Source organism: Enterobacter sp. ECC_219_Taxon_10, assembly GCF_058354905.1.
On sequence record NZ_CM178005.1, the window covers coordinates 3,631,169 to 3,647,027 of the forward strand.

Annotated in this window: 13 protein-coding genes; 4 read left to right on the top strand and 9 right to left on the bottom strand. The window is 58.6% G+C overall.

All coding sequences use genetic code 11. From position 1 onward, the window contains the following. Position 1: 1 nt before the first annotated feature. On the bottom strand, positions 2-4,954 hold the full coding sequence (locus AC4ICF_RS17185) for an alpha-2-macroglobulin family protein (protein WP_491466112.1): 4,953 nt from the start codon (positions 4,952-4,954) through the stop codon (positions 2-4). 289 nt (positions 4,955-5,243) lie between these two features. Here AC4ICF_RS17185 and AC4ICF_RS17190 point away from each other — a divergent pair, with 289 nt between their 5' ends. From AC4ICF_RS17190 to AC4ICF_RS17205, 4 genes are all read left to right on the top strand, one after another. After that, positions 5,244-6,788: a PTS transporter subunit EIIC gene (locus tag AC4ICF_RS17190; RefSeq protein WP_163330584.1), complete on the top strand. Its 1,545-nt coding sequence runs from the start codon at positions 5,244-5,246 to the stop codon at positions 6,786-6,788. Positions 6,789-6,800: 12 nt separating this feature from the next. Beyond that, positions 6,801-8,168, top strand: coding sequence for a 6-phospho-alpha-glucosidase (locus AC4ICF_RS17195; protein ID WP_316380667.1), 1,368 nt, complete (start codon positions 6,801-6,803; stop codon positions 8,166-8,168). A 90-nt stretch (positions 8,169-8,258) separates the two neighbouring features. Then, the gene (gene sseA / locus AC4ICF_RS17200) at positions 8,259-9,104 is read left to right on the top strand and encodes a 3-mercaptopyruvate sulfurtransferase (protein ID WP_316380668.1); all 846 of its coding nucleotides are present in this window, start codon (positions 8,259-8,261) and stop codon (positions 9,102-9,104) included. Beyond that, the gene (locus tag AC4ICF_RS17205; protein ID WP_116343273.1) at positions 9,104-9,874 is read left to right on the top strand and encodes a MurR/RpiR family transcriptional regulator; all 771 of its coding nucleotides are present in this window, start codon (positions 9,104-9,106) and stop codon (positions 9,872-9,874) included. Before sseA ends, AC4ICF_RS17205 begins: the two co-directional genes overlap by 1 nt. A gap of 17 nt (positions 9,875-9,891) precedes the next feature. On the opposite strand, the gene sseB is transcribed toward AC4ICF_RS17205, so the two are convergent. From sseB to iscU, 8 genes are all read right to left on the bottom strand, one after another. Next, the gene (gene sseB / locus AC4ICF_RS17210; protein ID WP_116343275.1) at positions 9,892-10,668 is read right to left on the bottom strand and encodes an enhanced serine sensitivity protein SseB; all 777 of its coding nucleotides are present in this window, start codon (positions 10,666-10,668) and stop codon (positions 9,892-9,894) included. 109 nt (positions 10,669-10,777) lie between these two features. Beyond that, positions 10,778-12,064, bottom strand: coding sequence for an aminopeptidase PepB (gene pepB, locus AC4ICF_RS17215; protein WP_116343277.1), 1,287 nt, complete (start codon positions 12,062-12,064; stop codon positions 10,778-10,780). 60 nt (positions 12,065-12,124) lie between these two features. Continuing rightward, a complete protein-coding gene (iscX, locus tag AC4ICF_RS17220) occupies positions 12,125-12,325 on the bottom strand; it encodes a Fe-S cluster assembly protein IscX (protein WP_003860650.1) in 201 nt (66 codons plus the stop codon). Position 12,326: 1 nt separating this feature from the next. Next, positions 12,327-12,662: an ISC system 2Fe-2S type ferredoxin gene (fdx, locus tag AC4ICF_RS17225; protein WP_003860652.1), complete on the bottom strand. Its 336-nt coding sequence runs from the start codon at positions 12,660-12,662 to the stop codon at positions 12,327-12,329. Position 12,663: 1 nt separating this feature from the next. Next, positions 12,664-14,514, bottom strand: a complete 1,851-nt coding sequence (gene hscA / locus AC4ICF_RS17230; RefSeq protein ID WP_316380670.1) for a Fe-S protein assembly chaperone HscA — start codon at positions 14,512-14,514, stop codon at positions 12,664-12,666. A 14-nt stretch (positions 14,515-14,528) separates the two neighbouring features. Then, positions 14,529-15,044: a co-chaperone HscB gene (gene hscB, locus AC4ICF_RS17235; protein WP_116343281.1), complete on the bottom strand. Its 516-nt coding sequence runs from the start codon at positions 15,042-15,044 to the stop codon at positions 14,529-14,531. Positions 15,045-15,120: 76 nt separating this feature from the next. Next, the gene (gene iscA, locus AC4ICF_RS17240; RefSeq protein WP_003860659.1) at positions 15,121-15,444 is read right to left on the bottom strand and encodes an iron-sulfur cluster assembly protein IscA; all 324 of its coding nucleotides are present in this window, start codon (positions 15,442-15,444) and stop codon (positions 15,121-15,123) included. A 13-nt stretch (positions 15,445-15,457) separates the two neighbouring features. Then, positions 15,458-15,844, bottom strand: coding sequence for a Fe-S cluster assembly scaffold IscU (gene iscU, locus AC4ICF_RS17245; RefSeq protein ID WP_003860661.1), 387 nt, complete (start codon positions 15,842-15,844; stop codon positions 15,458-15,460). Between the last annotated feature and the right edge of the window lie 15 nt (positions 15,845-15,859).

The window sequence follows — 15,859 nt, forward strand, 5'->3', positions numbered from 1 at the left end:
GTTACGGAACAACAATCAGCGGGCCGCTGGCCGCACCCGTTGCCCGCCACTGCGGAACGTACATAGACTCCACCATCGGCACCGGTACCTGGTAGGTTCCCGGCGTCACGGCGCGTGCCAGATAGACCAGTGTGACCGGTTGACCTTCGTTTACCGGCACGGCAGCCACAAAGCGGTCATCGCGGAACTCCATATGCTGAATATCCGCCTGCTGCATCTGGCTGAGCAGGTTCTGCACTTCGCTACCGCTATCCTGCAGGCTGGCGCTGCTGCTCGCCAGATTCTGGTTTTCCAGCTCCAGACCTGCCAGGAGGAGATCCACTACCAGCGCATCCGGCACGTTTTGGCTGGCTTTCACTTCAAGCCAGACCAGCACCAGCTCACCGCTCTTCAGCGAAGAGAGCGATTTGCTGCTGCCATCGGTTGCCAGGATATGACGTTCAACCTGCAGCACGTTAGCGCTTGGCTGAGGGGCATATTCCGGATAGCCGGTGCTGTCCAGACGTACCCACAGCGGTGCCGTGCCGGTATTGGTTACCTGCAGCGCACCGAGCTGGTCGCCGCTCACGTTTTGTACCTGCGCCTTATCCCCGCCTGATGCGGTATCAGACAGGGAGGTTTTCGCCTGCCAGGCACCTGACAAGGTTTGCAGCGAACGTCCGGCCAAGAACAGCGCGTTGCTTTCCTGAGTAGACAGCCAGCGCTGGCTGAAAGCCTGTTCAGACAACGCATTCAGCAGCGTATTTTGCGCATCCGGCAGCAGCTTGTACTCTTCCAGCAGGGAGAGCATCAGGGCATTATCGCGCAACTGACTGCCGTAATCGGCCATCCAGTTTTTACTGTCGTTGCGCGGCGTTTTAAGTGCCAGATCCAGAGCCTGCTGGCTGCGCGGCGCATCGCCCATCAGTTTAAGCGCCATACCTAGCTGCATCAGCGGCAGCCCGGAGGCGGCCTGAGCGTGACGCTCCCAGATTTCACGCAGCGCACCGAGCGGCGCTTTTTGCTGACGTGCCAGCACCAGCGAGGCATAAGCCTGCACGGCAAATTTGCTGGCCTGAGTATCATCGCTGTAGCGAATGGACATCATGCCCGGATCCTGCAGGTAGCGCAGCAGACGGTTGTTGGCATTGTTCACCGCATCGGCAGGTACGCTATAGCCCTGCTCACCCGCGCGCACCAGGAAGTCAGTCACATAGGCGGTCAGCCAGTACTCTTCCGGGCCGTTTTTATCCCACAAGGCAAAACCGCCATCATCACGCTGCATCTGCAGCAGACGGGAGATCCCGACATCAATGGCAGCACGGCGCTTGTCATCGGTATCTCCTTTGATGCCAAGCGCGGTAAGCTGCGCCGCGTTGGTATAGAGAGACGGGAACAGGCCGCTGGTGGTTTGTTCCAGGCAGCCATACGGATACGCCTGCAGTTCGCGGATGTAGCGCGCCAGGTTGAGCGGTGGTCTACCACTCAGCAGCAGTTGCCCCTGCAGAGTGGCAGGAGAGAAACCGTTACTATGCTGTGCCGGCGCGGTCCAGGATTCGCCAGGGTTCAGCATGGCACCGGTATTGACCGTCTGCGCCGGAAACGCGGGACGAATGCCGATTTTCCAGCTCTTCTGCTGCGGGGCAAAGGTTTCGCCAGGAAGCTCCAGACCGGTAACCTGTGCCGTCACCTCACCGTCGCCATACCCCTCCAGTGCACGCACCGGAATAAACAGGGTGCTGCGCGCGCCCGGAGGCAACTGAACCGGCTGCGGCTGTGCGCCTTCCAGTGACAGCTTGCCTGTCGCGCTCAGGGCAACCTTCAGCGTTTGCGGTTTGTCGGTCAGGTTGGTGAGATCCAGCGTCAGCCGTGAGGTATCTCCACTAGCCAGGAAGCGCGGCGTATTAAGCTCGGTAATAACCGGCGCGGCCACCACAACCTTGCTTTCGCTGCTGCCGAAGTCATCTTCCGTCCAGGCCTGTGCCATCAGACGCAGCTCGCCGTTGAAATCACCAATCGGCAGCGTGATAGTGCCTTCCCCGTTGGCATCCAGCGTAACTGGCTGAGCCTGCTGGGCAATAATAGTGACGTGGTTCACAGGCGGTTTACCGCCGCGCTTGAGTTCATCGCCGTCACCACCGAAACGCAGCGCGGCCATACGGCCCTGCCCTTCAATGACCTGGCCGTAGATATCGTAGATATCCGCGCCGTAGCGTTTCTGGCCAAAGAAAGCCTGCCACGGATCCGGCGTGACGTAATCTGTAATGTTCAGCACGCCGCTGTCCACCGCCGAGACCAGCACGTTCACTTTCTGCGGAACTGCCCCCTCTTTCACGCTGGCCTTCACCTTCACGGAGAGCGTCTGGTTTGGACGCATTTTCTGCGGGTTATCAAGCGCTATGTTCAGGCGACGATTTTCGTCGCCCATCGGCAGATGCAGCAGACCGACCGCGCGCTTCGGCGTAGCGGATTTGGATTTATCGCCAGGACGCACCACCAGCGCGCTGAGGTAGAGATCGTGCCGTTTCCAGGCCTTATCCACCGGAATGGAGAGATCCAGACCGTTTGCCGGTACGTCGATCTCTTTCCACCACAGCGGCCCTTCGCTGGACTCAATCATGGCATAGCCCTTGCCTGCGGCCGGCGCTGCAATGTGCAGCTGGATGGTATCGCCTGGCTGATAGGCCGGTTTATCCAGTTTCAGCGTCACGCGGTCAGGGCGTGCTGCTCCCGTGCCGTCGCTGTTATCCTGCCAGCTGTAGCCCGCCCAGAAGCGCACGCTGCTGACCATTTCATCAGGCGCTTTCACTTCCAGACGGTATGAGCCCCACTCCACCGGGAAGGTGACTTTTCCGGTTTCATCGGCCTTAAGGCTAAGCGCCTGCTCGCCTTCGACCAGGTCTTTCTGATCAAACTGAGACTGCCAGCCTTCGCTCTCAGACCAGTTCCAGAAGTAGTCACGGCGCTCGCGGATTAGGCGAACCTGCAAGCCGGAAACCGCTTTTTTCGCGCCGCTGGCATCGGCATAAACAATATCAAAGCTGGCGTTGCCGTTTTCATCGACAATCGGCTGGTTGACGGTGGTATCGGTACGGTAGTCGTAAACCGCTTTACTGGCGAACTGCGGGCGGATCCCCGGCAACTCCGCCGCCGGCCATATGGCCTGCTCAGCGCGACGCGTTACCGGACGTCCGCCCGACTCCAGCAGGCTGGCCTGCAGAATCAGCTGCAGCGGCGAGTGTACCTCTTTCCACTGGCTTTCGGTGGTCACCTGCCCGCGCCCCTGTTCATCCAGCGTAAGCTGTACTTCATCCAGGCTGCGGCTCAGGTTTTCCTCAGCAATATCACCGAACTGGAAGCCCGGCAGCGCAGCAACCGCCTCGCGCAGCGGACGCAGGAAAAGCTGGCCCTGCAGCGAGTTGCCGTTGGCCGGTGCGCCATACAGGTAATAGCCCACGACGTTAAAGTCCACGTTATCCAGCGGGGAAACCGGTGCTTTTTGTCCCGTCAGGTTCAGCGCCATACGCTCAGGCATAAAATCTTCGACGTGGAAGTCCCACATGCGCTGCAGGTTATCGCCCGTGTTGGCACGAATATGCCACATACCGGTCTGCGCGCCGCTATCCAGCGGGTAATTAAAGCGGTAAAGGCCGTTCTCAGGCTGAACAACGATAGTACGTGCCACCTGGCCGTCCGGGCGCAGCACGTCAAGCTTCACGGGCTGGTCGGGAAGCGGTTTTCCGTCGCTGTCGCGCAGTAAGCCGTTGAGGATCACCGTTTCACCCGGACGATAGAGATCGCGCGGGCCAAACATAAAGAATTGCTTGCTGTAACCCGGGTTACCGGCAATATCGAACTCCGCCAGATCCAGCGCCGGAAGCTTGAGGTCAAGCAGCGTGGTCTGGCCGTCTTTGCTGGCCAGAATAAGCGCGGCTTCTTTATCGGTTTCAAGCTTCGCATGACCGTCGGCGTCGCTGCTCGCCTCGGCAAGCGTCTGCCCTTTATCATTTAACAGCGTGACGGTGACACCGGACTGCGCCGCACCGTTTTCCAGACTCTGGGTGAAAATGTCCAGCCGGTTATGGTAGCGGTGAGCGGACAAACCGATATCGCTCAGGGTAAAGAGCGTTGCGGCATTGCTGTAGCTGTAATGCCCGGCCTGGTTCATAACGGCAATATAGACGCCGGACTGCTGAAGCGGCTTGATATCTTTAAGCGGCAGGAGCAGTTTTTCGCGCGTGTTGCGCGCCGGATTGAGGTCAAAGCGACCGGTATAGACCAGCTCCGCCATCTTCAGCAGATTGTCGGATTCCCAGTTGGTCAGCGAGTTACGGTATTCCCACTGGCTGACAAAGGAGGCCAGCGATTCCGGCTTCACCCGGTAGAAATTAACGTCCACATTGTTGACGTTAAGCGCCATCACCGGCAGACCTTCCACTACCTTGCCCGGCAGCAGCGAGCCGCGGCTGGCAAAACCGACCGTCGGTTCTACATCCCGGGTGGTCAGGGCTTTTTCATAATCAATGCCGAAGGTCGCTTTGTTCAGCGCCACCAGGCCACGATCCACGGTGATGACCAGGTTTCGGTTAGGCTCCAGATGACGCAGGCGAAGCTCTTTCAGGCCAGGCGCAAGTTCCCACGCCCCGTCAACCTTGCCGCTTTTCTTATCCACGACATGCACCGTTTTGGCGAAATCCTGATTCGGATCCAGCGGTACAGAGAAGGTCAGCACCAGCGTGGCGGCACCGTCGAGCTGAACTTCCGAGGCATCAAGCAGGGTCAGCGCTTTTCCCTGACTCTGGGCGGCCATTTTAGCCAGCGTTTCAGCATCGGGCTTTTCTGCGGCTTTCGGTGTTGATGCAGTAGACGCTGCTGGCGCAGCAGCCTGAGGCTTATCATCGCTGTTATCACAGCCGACAAGTGTAAACGTGGTGAGCAGCGCGAGAGAGATCGCGGCTAAGCGAAACGGTTTCATCCTTTGTCCCTGGCCTGAGAGGGGGCCTGTTGGTCGTCGTCCGAATAAGTATTATCCGCAAGTTTCGTTAATACAAAAAGTCCAATTTTAGAATCTGGAAAGCGCCTCGCAGAATGGCATTCCCCCGTTACACCGGGATGAAACCGCGATCACAGCACATAACGTCACATGTTACCTTTCACGTCATTTGTTTTTAAAACAAGAAGATAGCTGGATAAGCTCGCCTGAAGACTGCTAGCTTTATGACCATGACGCACCCCGAGTGCGCGGTTCAAAAAGAGAGAAAGCTATGAAACGAGCCGTGAACGCCCTACAAAATTTCGGAAAATCATTGTACGGACCGGTACTTATCTTACCGATCGTCGGTCTGTTTATCGCCTTTGGTAACGTGCTGGGTAACGGTAACCTTGCAGAATACCTGCCTTTTCTCGGGCATCCCCTTATTCAGAATATTGGCCAGCTGATCGCAAAGTCTGCCGTGTCGGTGCTGGTCAACCTGGCGCTGGTGTTTGCCGTCGGGATCCCGATTGGTCTGGCGACGCGCGATAAAGGCTACGCGGCGCTGATTGGGCTGGTGACCTTCGTGGTGTTTATCAATGCCATGAACGTCACGCTGCAGCTACAGGGCGAGTTGGCCCCTGCTGAGCAGATGAAAGCCGCGGGTCAAAGCATGGTGCTGGGCGTGCAGGTGCTGGAGATGGGCGTGTTCGCCGGGATCCTGACCGGGGCGCTATCCGGTTATCTGTATAACAAATACTCCGGCGTACAGTTTAACGGCGCGATGGCGATTTACTCCGGACACTGCTTTGTGGCGATTGTCATGTTGCCCGTCTCTATGCTGCTCGGCGTGGTAATGAGCGAACTCTGGCCGTACGCTCAGCACGGCATTAGCGCGCTGGCGCTGGCTATTAAAGGCTCCGGCCCGCTCGGCGTAGCCATTTACGGTTTCCTTGAGCGCATTCTTGTGCCGACAGGCCTGCATCATCTGGTTTATACGCCGTTCCTCTATACCGAACTGGGCGGTACGCAGGAGGTGTGCGGCGCAACCTATCAGGGCGCGCGCAATATCTACTTCGCCGAGATGGCCTGCCCGGACGTGAAGCAGCTCAGCAGCACGGTAGTGTGGGACGCGCGCGGCATCAGCAAGATGTTCGGGCTGCCCGCCGCCGCGCTGGCAATGTACATGACCGCGAAGCCCGAGCGTAAAGCCATTGCGAAAGCGATTCTGATCCCGGCGGCGCTGACCTCACTGCTGGTCGGCGTGACCGAGCCGATTGAGTTCTCCTTTCTGTTCGTCGCCCCGCTGCTGTTCGTGGTGCATGCGGTGCTGACCGGCATCGGCATGATGCTGTTCTCGCTGCTGGGCGTTCACGCCATCGGCGCCAACGGGATTATCGACTTCATCCTCTACAACCTGCCGCTCGGCACGGAGAAGTCCAACTGGCCGATGTACATCGTGGTCGGGCTGATCGTGTTTGCCCTCTACTTCGTGGTGTTCCGCTTCCTGATCCTGCGCTTCAACATGAAAACGCCGGGCCGTGAGGATGAAGATCAGGAGACACGCCTTTACAGCAAGCAGGAGTACCAGGCGAAAGGCAACAACGACGGACTGGGCGAGTCCATCGTGGTGGGCCTGGGCGGCCGGGAAAATATTGAGGTTGTGGATAACTGCTACACCCGCTTACGCGTCACGGTGAAGGACGTCGCCATCATCGACGAGCCTCGCCTGAAGGCGACCGGCGCGAAAGGGGTTATCAAACAAGGTAACAACGTTCAGGTGGTCTACGGGCTGCATGTCAAAAAAATGCGAGAAGCCGTTGAGACGTTTCTCTGAAAGGAGCTAAAGATGTTTACACCCCCATTTATTCTGTCGATTGCCGGCGGCGGCAGCACCTACACGCCGGGTATTGTAAAAAGCCTGATGGTGCGCCTGCAGGATTTCCCGCTGGCCGAAATTCGCCTCTATGACATCGACGAGACGCGTCAGAACACCATTGCGCCCGTCGTCGAAAAGGTCATTCGCGACCACAGCCAGAGCATCAAATTTACCGTCACCAGTGACCCGGAAGTGGCCTTCAGCGGCGCGCATTTCGTCTTCGCCCAGATGCGCGTCGGCCAGTATAAAATGCGCGAGCAGGATGAGAAGATCCCGCTGCGTCACGGCGTGGTCGGCCAGGAGACCTGCGGCCCCGGCGGGCTGGCCTACGGACTGCGCACGATCCTGCCGATGGTCGAGCTTATCGATCTGGTGGATCGCTACGCGCATGAGAAGGCCTGGATCGTGAACTACTCCAACCCGGCGGCGATCGTCGCGGAAGGTGTGCGCCGCCTGCGCCCTAACGCGCGGGTGTTGAACATCTGCGATATGCCGGTGGCTGCCATGCGCAATATGGGAGCGATTCTGGGTGTCGACCGCCGCAAGCTGGAAGTGGACTACTTCGGCCTGAACCACTTCGGTTGGTTTACCCGCGTGCTGGTGGACGGCGAGGACAAGCTGCCGGCGCTGCGTAAGCATATCGCGAAGTTTGGCCTGCTGACGGAAGATGCGGCCAAAACCGATCCGCAGCACTCCGATCCGTCGTGGGTTAAAACCTGGCGCAACATCAAGCCGATTATGGATAACTTCCCGGAGTACCTGCCGAACCCGTACCTGCAGTACTACCTGATGCCGAACCAGATTGTGGAGCATCAGAACCCGGACTATACCCGTGCTAACGAAGTGATGAACGGGCGTGAGAAAAAACTTTTTGCTGCTGCTGAAGAGTACAAGCGCACCGGGATTTTATCAGATGCCTTCCACGTGGGCGTTCACGGCGAGTTTATCGTCGATGTCGCCTGCTCGCTGGCCTTTAACCTGCGCCAACGACATCTGGTGATGGTGGAAAATCGCGGGGCGATAACCAATCTGCCGTACGATGCGGTGGTGGAGGTGCCCGCCTATATCACCTCCGAAGGGCCGGAGCCTGTGCGCGTGGGGCAGGTGCCGCTGTTTCATCAGACTCTGCTGCAACAGCAGCTCGCCTCGGAACAGCTTCTGGTGGAGGCGACCATCGAGGGCAGCTATGAGAAAGCCCTGCAGGCGTTCACCCTCAACCGCACCGTGCCGACCATGGAACATGCGAAAGCGATTCTGGATGAGATGATCGAGGCCAACCGCGACTACTGGCCTGCGCTGCAAAAAGCCTGGCAGGACGGCGAACCGGTGAAAAAATAGGGGCTTGCTCGCGAGTTGAACGAGGTTTGCTTGTCGGTGTCAGAAAAAACACCGACAATCCTTTTTTACGGAAAAGAATGGAGGCAACCCATGTCCACCTCATATTTTGTCGCCGCCGACTGGCTGATTGAGCACGGCGACGATCCGGAAGTCCAGATTATTGACGCGCGTATGGCCCCTCCGGGCCAGGAACATCGTGACGTTCCAGGTGAATACCGCGAAGGGCATCTGCCTGGCGCGGTATTTTTTGATATCGAAGCTCTCTCCGATCACACCTCTCCCCTGCCGCACATGCTGCCGCGCCCGGAAGCGTTTTCCGTGGCGATGCGCGAGCTGGGCGTCAGCAAAGACAAACATCTTGTTGTTTACGATGAAGGTAATCTCTTCTCCGCGCCGCGCGCGTGGTGGATGCTGAAACAGTCTGGCGTGGAAAAAGTCTCGATTCTGGCGGGCGGGCTGGCGGGCTGGAAGCGCGACGAGCTGCCGCTCCAGCAGGGCGACGTAACGCTGCCGGAAGGGGAATTCGACGCGACGTTCGACGCTAACGTGGTGAAACGCCTGACCGACGTCCTGGTCGCGAGCCATGAAAAAACGGCGCAAATCGTCGATGCCCGACCTGCGCCTCGCTTTAATGCCGAAGCGGACGAGCCGCGTCCGGGGCTGAAGCGTGGACATATTCCGGGCGCGCTGAACGTGCCGTGGGGCGACCTGGTGTTTGAAGGCGAGCTGAAAAACACCGACGAGCTGCGCGCCATTTTTGACCGTGCTGGCGTGGATTTACATCGTCCGATTATTGCCAGCTGCGGCTCCGGCGTAACGGCCTGCGTAGTGATTCTGGCGCTTGCCACGCTCGGCGTAAGCGACGTCACGCTCTACGACGGCGCCTGGAGCGAATGGGGTGCGCGGGAAGATCTGCCTGTCGAACCCGCGAAATAATGGATAACCGCCTGGCCACGCTGTTAACGCGCGGAGCGTCATTGACCCGCGCGGAGTATCGCGTCCTCGCCCACCTCACGGAGCATCCGCTGCTGGTAGGCAATATCACGGTGCGCGAGCTGGCGCAGGCGACGTTTGTTTCGACCGCCACCATTATGCGGCTGTGTCAGAAGCTGGGGTTCAGCGGCTTTAGCGAATTTATCTGGCACTGCAAGCAACTGCTCTCCGACACGCCGCATATAGCAGCCGAGGCGCAATCCCTTCCTGAACTCCCGGCGCTGTTTAATCAGTTTATCGCCAACTATCAACACACCTTCCAGTGGGTCACGCAGGAGAAGCGCCAGCAGTTTGCCGACCTCCTGCGCCAGAAAGAGAGCTTCTTTCTCTACGGCGCCGGTTTTTCCTATCTCTTTGCCGAGTACCTGACCAAGAAATTACAGGTACTGGGCAAAACGGCGTTCATCTCCGGGCCGGGGGACAGCCGTAATATATTTCTCAGCAACGCCGCGCGCTATCAGGTGTTTATTGCCGTCTCGCGCAGCGGCGAAACGGAGCAGGTGCTGGACAAAGCGCGGATTGCCAAAAACGTCGGCATGACCATCGTCGCGTTTACCCGCGCCTCGGCCAATACGCTGGCGGGGATGGCGGACGTGCACTTTGCCCTCTATGACGAAGCGGTACACTTCGCCGCCGAAGCCGCAGGAGTGACGTCGTTTGAGTCGAATCTGGTGCTGCTGATGGATTTACTGCTGCTGGAAGCAACGGGGTGACACTCACCCCGCCGTAATCAGATAATGCGGTTTGTTTTTAGATCGCGCAGGAAGCCTCCCCAGCGACGCTCGTAGAACGGGGTGATGTGCTCGGTGATAAAGTGGCTGATGCCCTTCTCACCTTTCGTCACCTGACAGATATCGATCGGCTCGTCACCCGGCAGCGTGTCGGTGGCCACGCTTCCCGCCGCCTGAATGATGTCGTCGATATCGCCGTCGGCCTCAATCCCAATCAGCAAAACAGGCTTTTCGTCAGCGCTCTCTTTGATAGAGCAGAGGAACGCGCGTCTTACTGGTTTCAGGGTTTTGAAGAGCGTGGTCAGGGAATCTATCATCTGCGCAGGCGGCTCGGCCACCTCAGACAGCAGCAGCGTTTCCCCCCCTTCCAGCACCTCCTGGGTACTGAGAGGGTTACCCTCTTCGCCAATCAGGTGGCTGATTTCACGCGGGGTGAATTCTTTCCCGGTTGGCAGCTTCGCGTTGAGGAACAGCGTCTGGCCCAGCGTCATTTCAAACAGGGTACGCACCGGCATTACCACGAACGCCTGTTCATCTTCTACCGCTTCCTGCAGGGCTTCCAGCGAGGTGAAGAACGGGATCACCGAAGAGCCGTCGTCTTTTTCCCAGTGCAGCAGATCCAGCGCGCTGTCTTCGACAACCTGCTCGCCTTCCGCCGCGGTGCCCGGCACCCAGACGGTGGACTCCAGCAGCGTGCGGAAAAATGCCGGACGGTGTGCGGGCTCGGTCGCCGCCTGCTCCAGCAGGGTTTCTAATTCGTTTTTGGTTTCGGACATAACAATTCCAGATGATGCATTTCCCCTCACCCCGGCCCTCTCCCACAGGGAGAGGGAGCAAACCATCCCCTCTCCCTGTGGGAGAGGGTTAGGGTGAGGGCAATAACGATTACTCAGCCGTCAGCAGGTTCGCCACGGTACGCACGCCCAGACCGGTCGCGCCCGCGGACCACTGCTCAACCGCCGCTTTACGGTAGGTTGCGGAGCAGTCGATGTGCAGCCAGCCTTCATGATAATTCTCAACGAAGTGAGACAGGAAGCCTGCGGCGGTGCTTGCCCCCGCCGGGTATGCAGCGCTCGCGGTGTTGTTCAGCTCGGCAAAGTTGGACGGCAGTTGGCTGCGGTGGAACTCGGCCAGCGGCAGACGCCAGAACGGTTCGTTTTCCGCAGCGGCGCTTGCCAGCAGGCGAGCGGCCAGCTTGTCATCGAAGCTGAACAGCGCATGGTAGTCATTACCCAGGGCGGTTTTCGCCGCGCCGGTCAGGGTTGCCATATCGATAATCAGCTCTGGCTTCTGGGCAGAGGCGTCGATCAGGCCATCGGCCAGCACCAGACGGCCTTCCGCGTCGGTGTTCATCACCTCAACGTTTTTGCCGTTGCGGTAGCGAATGATGTCGCCCAGCTTGAAGGCGTTGCCGCTGACCATGTTGTCCGCGCAGCACAGGTAGAGCTTCACGCGCTTGTTCAGACCGCGGGTGATGGCGAACGCCAGCGCGCCGGTGATGGTTGCCGCGCCGCCCATGTCGGACTTCATGGAATCCATGAACGCGCTCTGCTTCAGGCTGTAGCCGCCGGTATCAAAAGTGATGCCTTTCCCGACCAGGCAGGCAAAGACCGGCGCTTCTTTATCGCCGGTTGGGTTGTAATCCAGCGCCAGCAGGACCGGAGGTCGCTCAGAACCTCGGCCCACGGTGTGGATACCCATGTAGTTCTGCTCGCGCAGGTCTTCACCTTTGGTGATGCGGTAGGACATCTTGTCGCCCGCCACGCCGCAAAGCAGGTCAACCGCGCGCTGCGCCAGTTGCTCCGGACCGAGCTCTTCCGCCGGAGCGTTAATGGTGTCGCGCACCCAGTCGATAATTTGCAGGCGGCTTTCCAGCTCTTTCTGACCGGCTTCGTCGAGGTTCGCCCACTCAATTTTGCGGGTGCCTTTCGGGCCTTTGTAGCCCGCCCAGAATGCCCAGCTGCGGTCGGTATCCCAGCCTTCACCTTCCAGGGACACATGCTTAATACCCAGGCCGTCAATTTTACGCGCGGCGCGCTGGATCAGGCCCAGATCATCTTTGCCCGTCAGGTGCAGGGTAATACCGTCGTTGTTGATGCTGTAGCTGGCTTTCTCGCCCCAGCGCGCATCGGCTGGCTGCGTAGAGAGCGTAATCTTCATCGCTTCGGTCATTTTATTTATCCTTATTAGCAACTAGCAAACGGGCCGCCTGAAGGCAGCCCGTTTTGTTATTTATTCTGCTTCATCTAACCAGACTAACAGAATCGCCTCCAGAATTTTTTCATTGGATGCGTTTGGATCGTCGTCGAAATCCTCTAAATCGCAGATCCACTGATGCATGTCGGTGAATCGTACGGTCTTCGGATCGAGATCCGGGTTCGCGTCGTAGAGCGCTTCGCCGATTTCACGGCTGTCTGTCCACTTTAGTCCCATATTAATGCTCGCGTGCGTGGTTGATGGTGTAGCGTGGGAATTCCACGACCAGATCTTCATCGGTCACCGCGGCCTGGCAGCTCAGTCGGCTGTCTGGCTCCAGACCCCATGCTTTATCCAGCATGTCGTCTTCGTCTTCGGTGCTCTCGGCGAGAGAGTCAAAACCTTCACGCACGATGCAGTGGCAGGTGGTGCAGGCACAGGATTTTTCACAGGCGTGTTCCACTTCGATACCTGCACGCAGGGCTACATCGAGAATGGTTTCACCGGTCTTCGCTTCCAGAACAGCGCCATCCGGACAGAGGTCCGCATGAGGCAAAATAACAATCTTTGGCATATTAAACCTCGTCCACGGACTGGCCTTTCAGCGCGACGCGGACAGATTTGTCCATGCGGCGAGCAGCGAAGTCCTGGGTTTGTTTATCAACGTTTTTAATGGCTTCTTCTATTGCGTCAGCGTCATCGCCAACTGCGACAGCGCTTAAGCGCGCGGCAGCGTCGTCAATCACCTGGCGCTCAGCGGCGCTTAACAGCGCGGCATCGGCAGCGAGCGCGCCGTTCAGGCTCTCCAGCACGCGGGCGGCTTCAACTTTTTGTTCAGCCAGCATACGCGCCTTCACATCCTGCTCGGCGTAGCTCATTGAGTCCTGAATCATGGAGGCGATTTCGCCATCGGTCAGGCCGTAGGACGGCTTCACCTGAATGGACGATTCCACGCCGGTCGATTTTTCCATCGCCGTGACGCTCAGCAGGCCGTCCGCATCTACCTGGAAGGTGACGCGAATATGCGCCCCGCCCGCCGGTAGCGCCGGAATGCCGCGCAGCGCAAAGCGCGCCAGAGAGCGGCAGTCCTGCACCAGCTCGCGCTCGCCCTGCATCACGTGGATGGACATTGCGGTCTGGCCGTCTTTGAAGGTGGTGAACTCCTGCGCACGCGCCACCGGAATGGTGGTGTTACGCGGGATCACTTTCTCCACCAGACCGCCCATGGTTTCTAAACCAAGGGACAGCGGGATGACGTCCAGCAGCAGCATTTCGCTGTCCGGCTTGTTGCCGACCAGAATATCGGCCTGGATTGCGGCGCCCACGGCAACCACTTTGTCCGGGTCGATGGAGGTCAGCGGCGTGCGGCCAAAGAATTCGCCCACGCGCTCGCGCACCAGCGGCACGCGGGTCGAACCGCCCACCATGACCACTTCCAGCACCTCGCTGGCCTCAACGCCCGCATCTTTCAGCGCGCGACGACAGGCCATCAGGGTGCGTTTTACCAGCGGGGCAATCAGGTCGTCGAACTGGTCGCGGGTAATGTCACCCTGCCAGCCCGCACCGTTTACGGTAACCGTCTGCGCATCGCTCAGGGCGATTTTGGCGTCGATAGCCGCATCCAGCAGTTCACGCTGCACGCGCGCATCGCTGCGATCGCTGATGCCCGCCTGCTCGCGGATGTAGTCCGCCAGCAGATGGTCGAAGTCATCGCCGCCCAGCGCGGAATCCCCGCCCGTCGCCAGCACTTCAAACACCCCGCGGCTTAAGCGCAGGATCGAGATATCAAAGGTGCCGCCACCGAGATCATAAACCGCAATGACCCCTTCCTGACCGGAGTCGAGGCCGTAGGCAATCGCCGCCGCCGTCGGTTCGTTCAGCAGGCGCAGTACGTGCAGGCCCGCCAGACGCGCCGCGTCTTTGGTGCCCTGACGCTGTGCATCGTCAAAATAGGCCGGAACGGTAATGACTACACCGTCCAGATCGCCGCCGAGCGTCGCCGTCGCGCGTGCCGCCAGCGCTTTGAGGATGTCGGAGGAAACACGAATCGGGTTCAGCAGACCGGCCGCGGTCGCGATCATCGGCAGGCCGTTTTCACTGGCCTGCAGCTGATACGGCAGATGCGGATAGCGGGTCTGAATATCGGTCAGCGAGCGGCCCATCATGCGCTTTACGGAGCTGATAGTGTTGGCCGGATCGCGCGCGGCGTTGGCGCGGGCGTCATAGCCGACCGCGTGACCCTGCTGCTGGTAGTGGACCACGGAAGGCAGCAGATGGCGGCCCTGCTCGTCGGCCAGCGTTTCCGCCTGGCCGCTGCGCACGGTTGCCACGAGGGAATTGGTGGTGCCGAGATCAATACCCACCGCCAGACGACGCTGGTGCGGTGCGGCACTTAAGCCAGGCTCACTAATTTGTAATAAGGCCATAATTGCTTCCGAAATTAAAAATCGAGCAGCTTTTCTTCGAGTTGTTCAGCACTGCTTCGCAGTTTATCGAGAAAACGGAGTTTGCGCACAGTGTCTGCCGCTACATCCCAGGTCTCGTTGTTCAGTTGCTCCACCATCTGCTGATGGCGGGTATCGAACATGCCCTTCACGCGCTTAATGAAGCTTTCCAGACGCGCTTCGTCTTTGGCCTGTTCAATCTCATCCAGCTCTTCGCGCAGCTCCAGCTGCTCCATCAGAAACGCCGTGTCGCGCACGGTGTGCTGCTCGCTCGCCAGGTCGAAACCGTGGAGCGAGAGCAGATACTCAGCGCGCGCCAGCGGATGGCGAAGCGTCTGCCAGGCCTGATTGATGGTGGCAGAGTGGGAAACCGCAGCCAGCTGTTCTGCCTGCGTCCCGCTGGCGAATTTATCCGGATGATACTGACGCTGCAGATCCTGAAAACGGATCGTCAGCGACTGGAGATCGATCGGGTATTGAGCGGGTAGTCCGAAGAGAGTGAAGTAATCCATAACAATCTCAGGGGTAGCCTGTTAGAACAAACCCCACGCGCAGAGATCCTGCGGTGGGGTTTCGGATGACGCGCGGTTAAACGTGGAAGCTTTCGCCGCAACCACACTCGTCTTTGACGTTCGGGTTCGTGAATTTGAACCCTTCGTTCAGGCCTTCTTTAACGAAGTCCAGCTGAGTGCCGTTGAGGAATTGCAGGCTTTTGCCATCGACCACCACCTTCACGCCCTTGTCTTCAAACACGGTGTCGTCAGACGCCGGCTCGTCAACAAACTCCAGTACGTAAGCCATACCAGAACAGCCGGAGGTACGTACGCCCAGTCGCAGGCCAAAGCCTTTACCACGGTTCGCCAGAAAAGAGCTTACTCGCGCGGCAGCGCTGTCGCTAAGGGTAATCGACATACTCAAACCTCAATTATTTTGCTTCACGTTTGCTTTTATAATCCGCAATGGCGGCTTTGATCGCGTCTTCTGCCAGAATAGAACAGTGAATTTTCACCGGCGGCAGTTCGAGTTCTTCAGCAATATCCGTGTTCTTGATTGCCTGTGCTTCGTCCAGAGACTTGCCCTTCACCCATTCGGTGACCAGGGAGCTGGACGCAATTGCAGAACCGCAGCCGTAGGTCTTGAAGCGCGCGTCTTCAATGATACCTTCATTGTTGACTTTAATCTGCAACTTCATCACGTCGCCACACGCCGGTGCGCCAACCATGCCGCTACCGACAGATTCGTCGCTGTTGTCAAAAGAGCCAACGTTGCGCGGGTTCTCGTAATGATCGATGACTTTTTCGCTGTATGCCATGATTGAATTCTCCTT

Coding starts and splice junctions, on each gene's coding strand:
- AC4ICF_RS17185 (WP_491466112.1), bottom strand. CDS start 4,954: ATGAAACCGTTTCGCTTAGCCGCGATCTCTCTCGCGCTGCTCACCACG.
- AC4ICF_RS17190 (WP_163330584.1), top strand. CDS start 5,244: ATGAAACGAGCCGTGAACGCCCTACAAAATTTCGGAAAATCATTGTAC.
- AC4ICF_RS17195 (WP_316380667.1), top strand. CDS start 6,801: ATGTTTACACCCCCATTTATTCTGTCGATTGCCGGCGGCGGCAGCACC.
- sseA (WP_316380668.1), top strand. CDS start 8,259: ATGTCCACCTCATATTTTGTCGCCGCCGACTGGCTGATTGAGCACGGC.
- AC4ICF_RS17205 (WP_116343273.1), top strand. CDS start 9,104: ATGGATAACCGCCTGGCCACGCTGTTAACGCGCGGAGCGTCATTGACC.
- sseB (WP_116343275.1), bottom strand. CDS start 10,668: ATGTCCGAAACCAAAAACGAATTAGAAACCCTGCTGGAGCAGGCGGCG.
- pepB (WP_116343277.1), bottom strand. CDS start 12,064: ATGACCGAAGCGATGAAGATTACGCTCTCTACGCAGCCAGCCGATGCG.
- iscX (WP_003860650.1), bottom strand. CDS start 12,325: ATGGGACTAAAGTGGACAGACAGCCGTGAAATCGGCGAAGCGCTCTAC.
- fdx (WP_003860652.1), bottom strand. CDS start 12,662: ATGCCAAAGATTGTTATTTTGCCTCATGCGGACCTCTGTCCGGATGGC.
- hscA (WP_316380670.1), bottom strand. CDS start 14,514: ATGGCCTTATTACAAATTAGTGAGCCTGGCTTAAGTGCCGCACCGCAC.
- hscB (WP_116343281.1), bottom strand. CDS start 15,044: ATGGATTACTTCACTCTCTTCGGACTACCCGCTCAATACCCGATCGAT.
- iscA (WP_003860659.1), bottom strand. CDS start 15,444: ATGTCGATTACCCTTAGCGACAGCGCTGCCGCGCGAGTAAGCTCTTTT.
- iscU (WP_003860661.1), bottom strand. CDS start 15,844: ATGGCATACAGCGAAAAAGTCATCGATCATTACGAGAACCCGCGCAAC.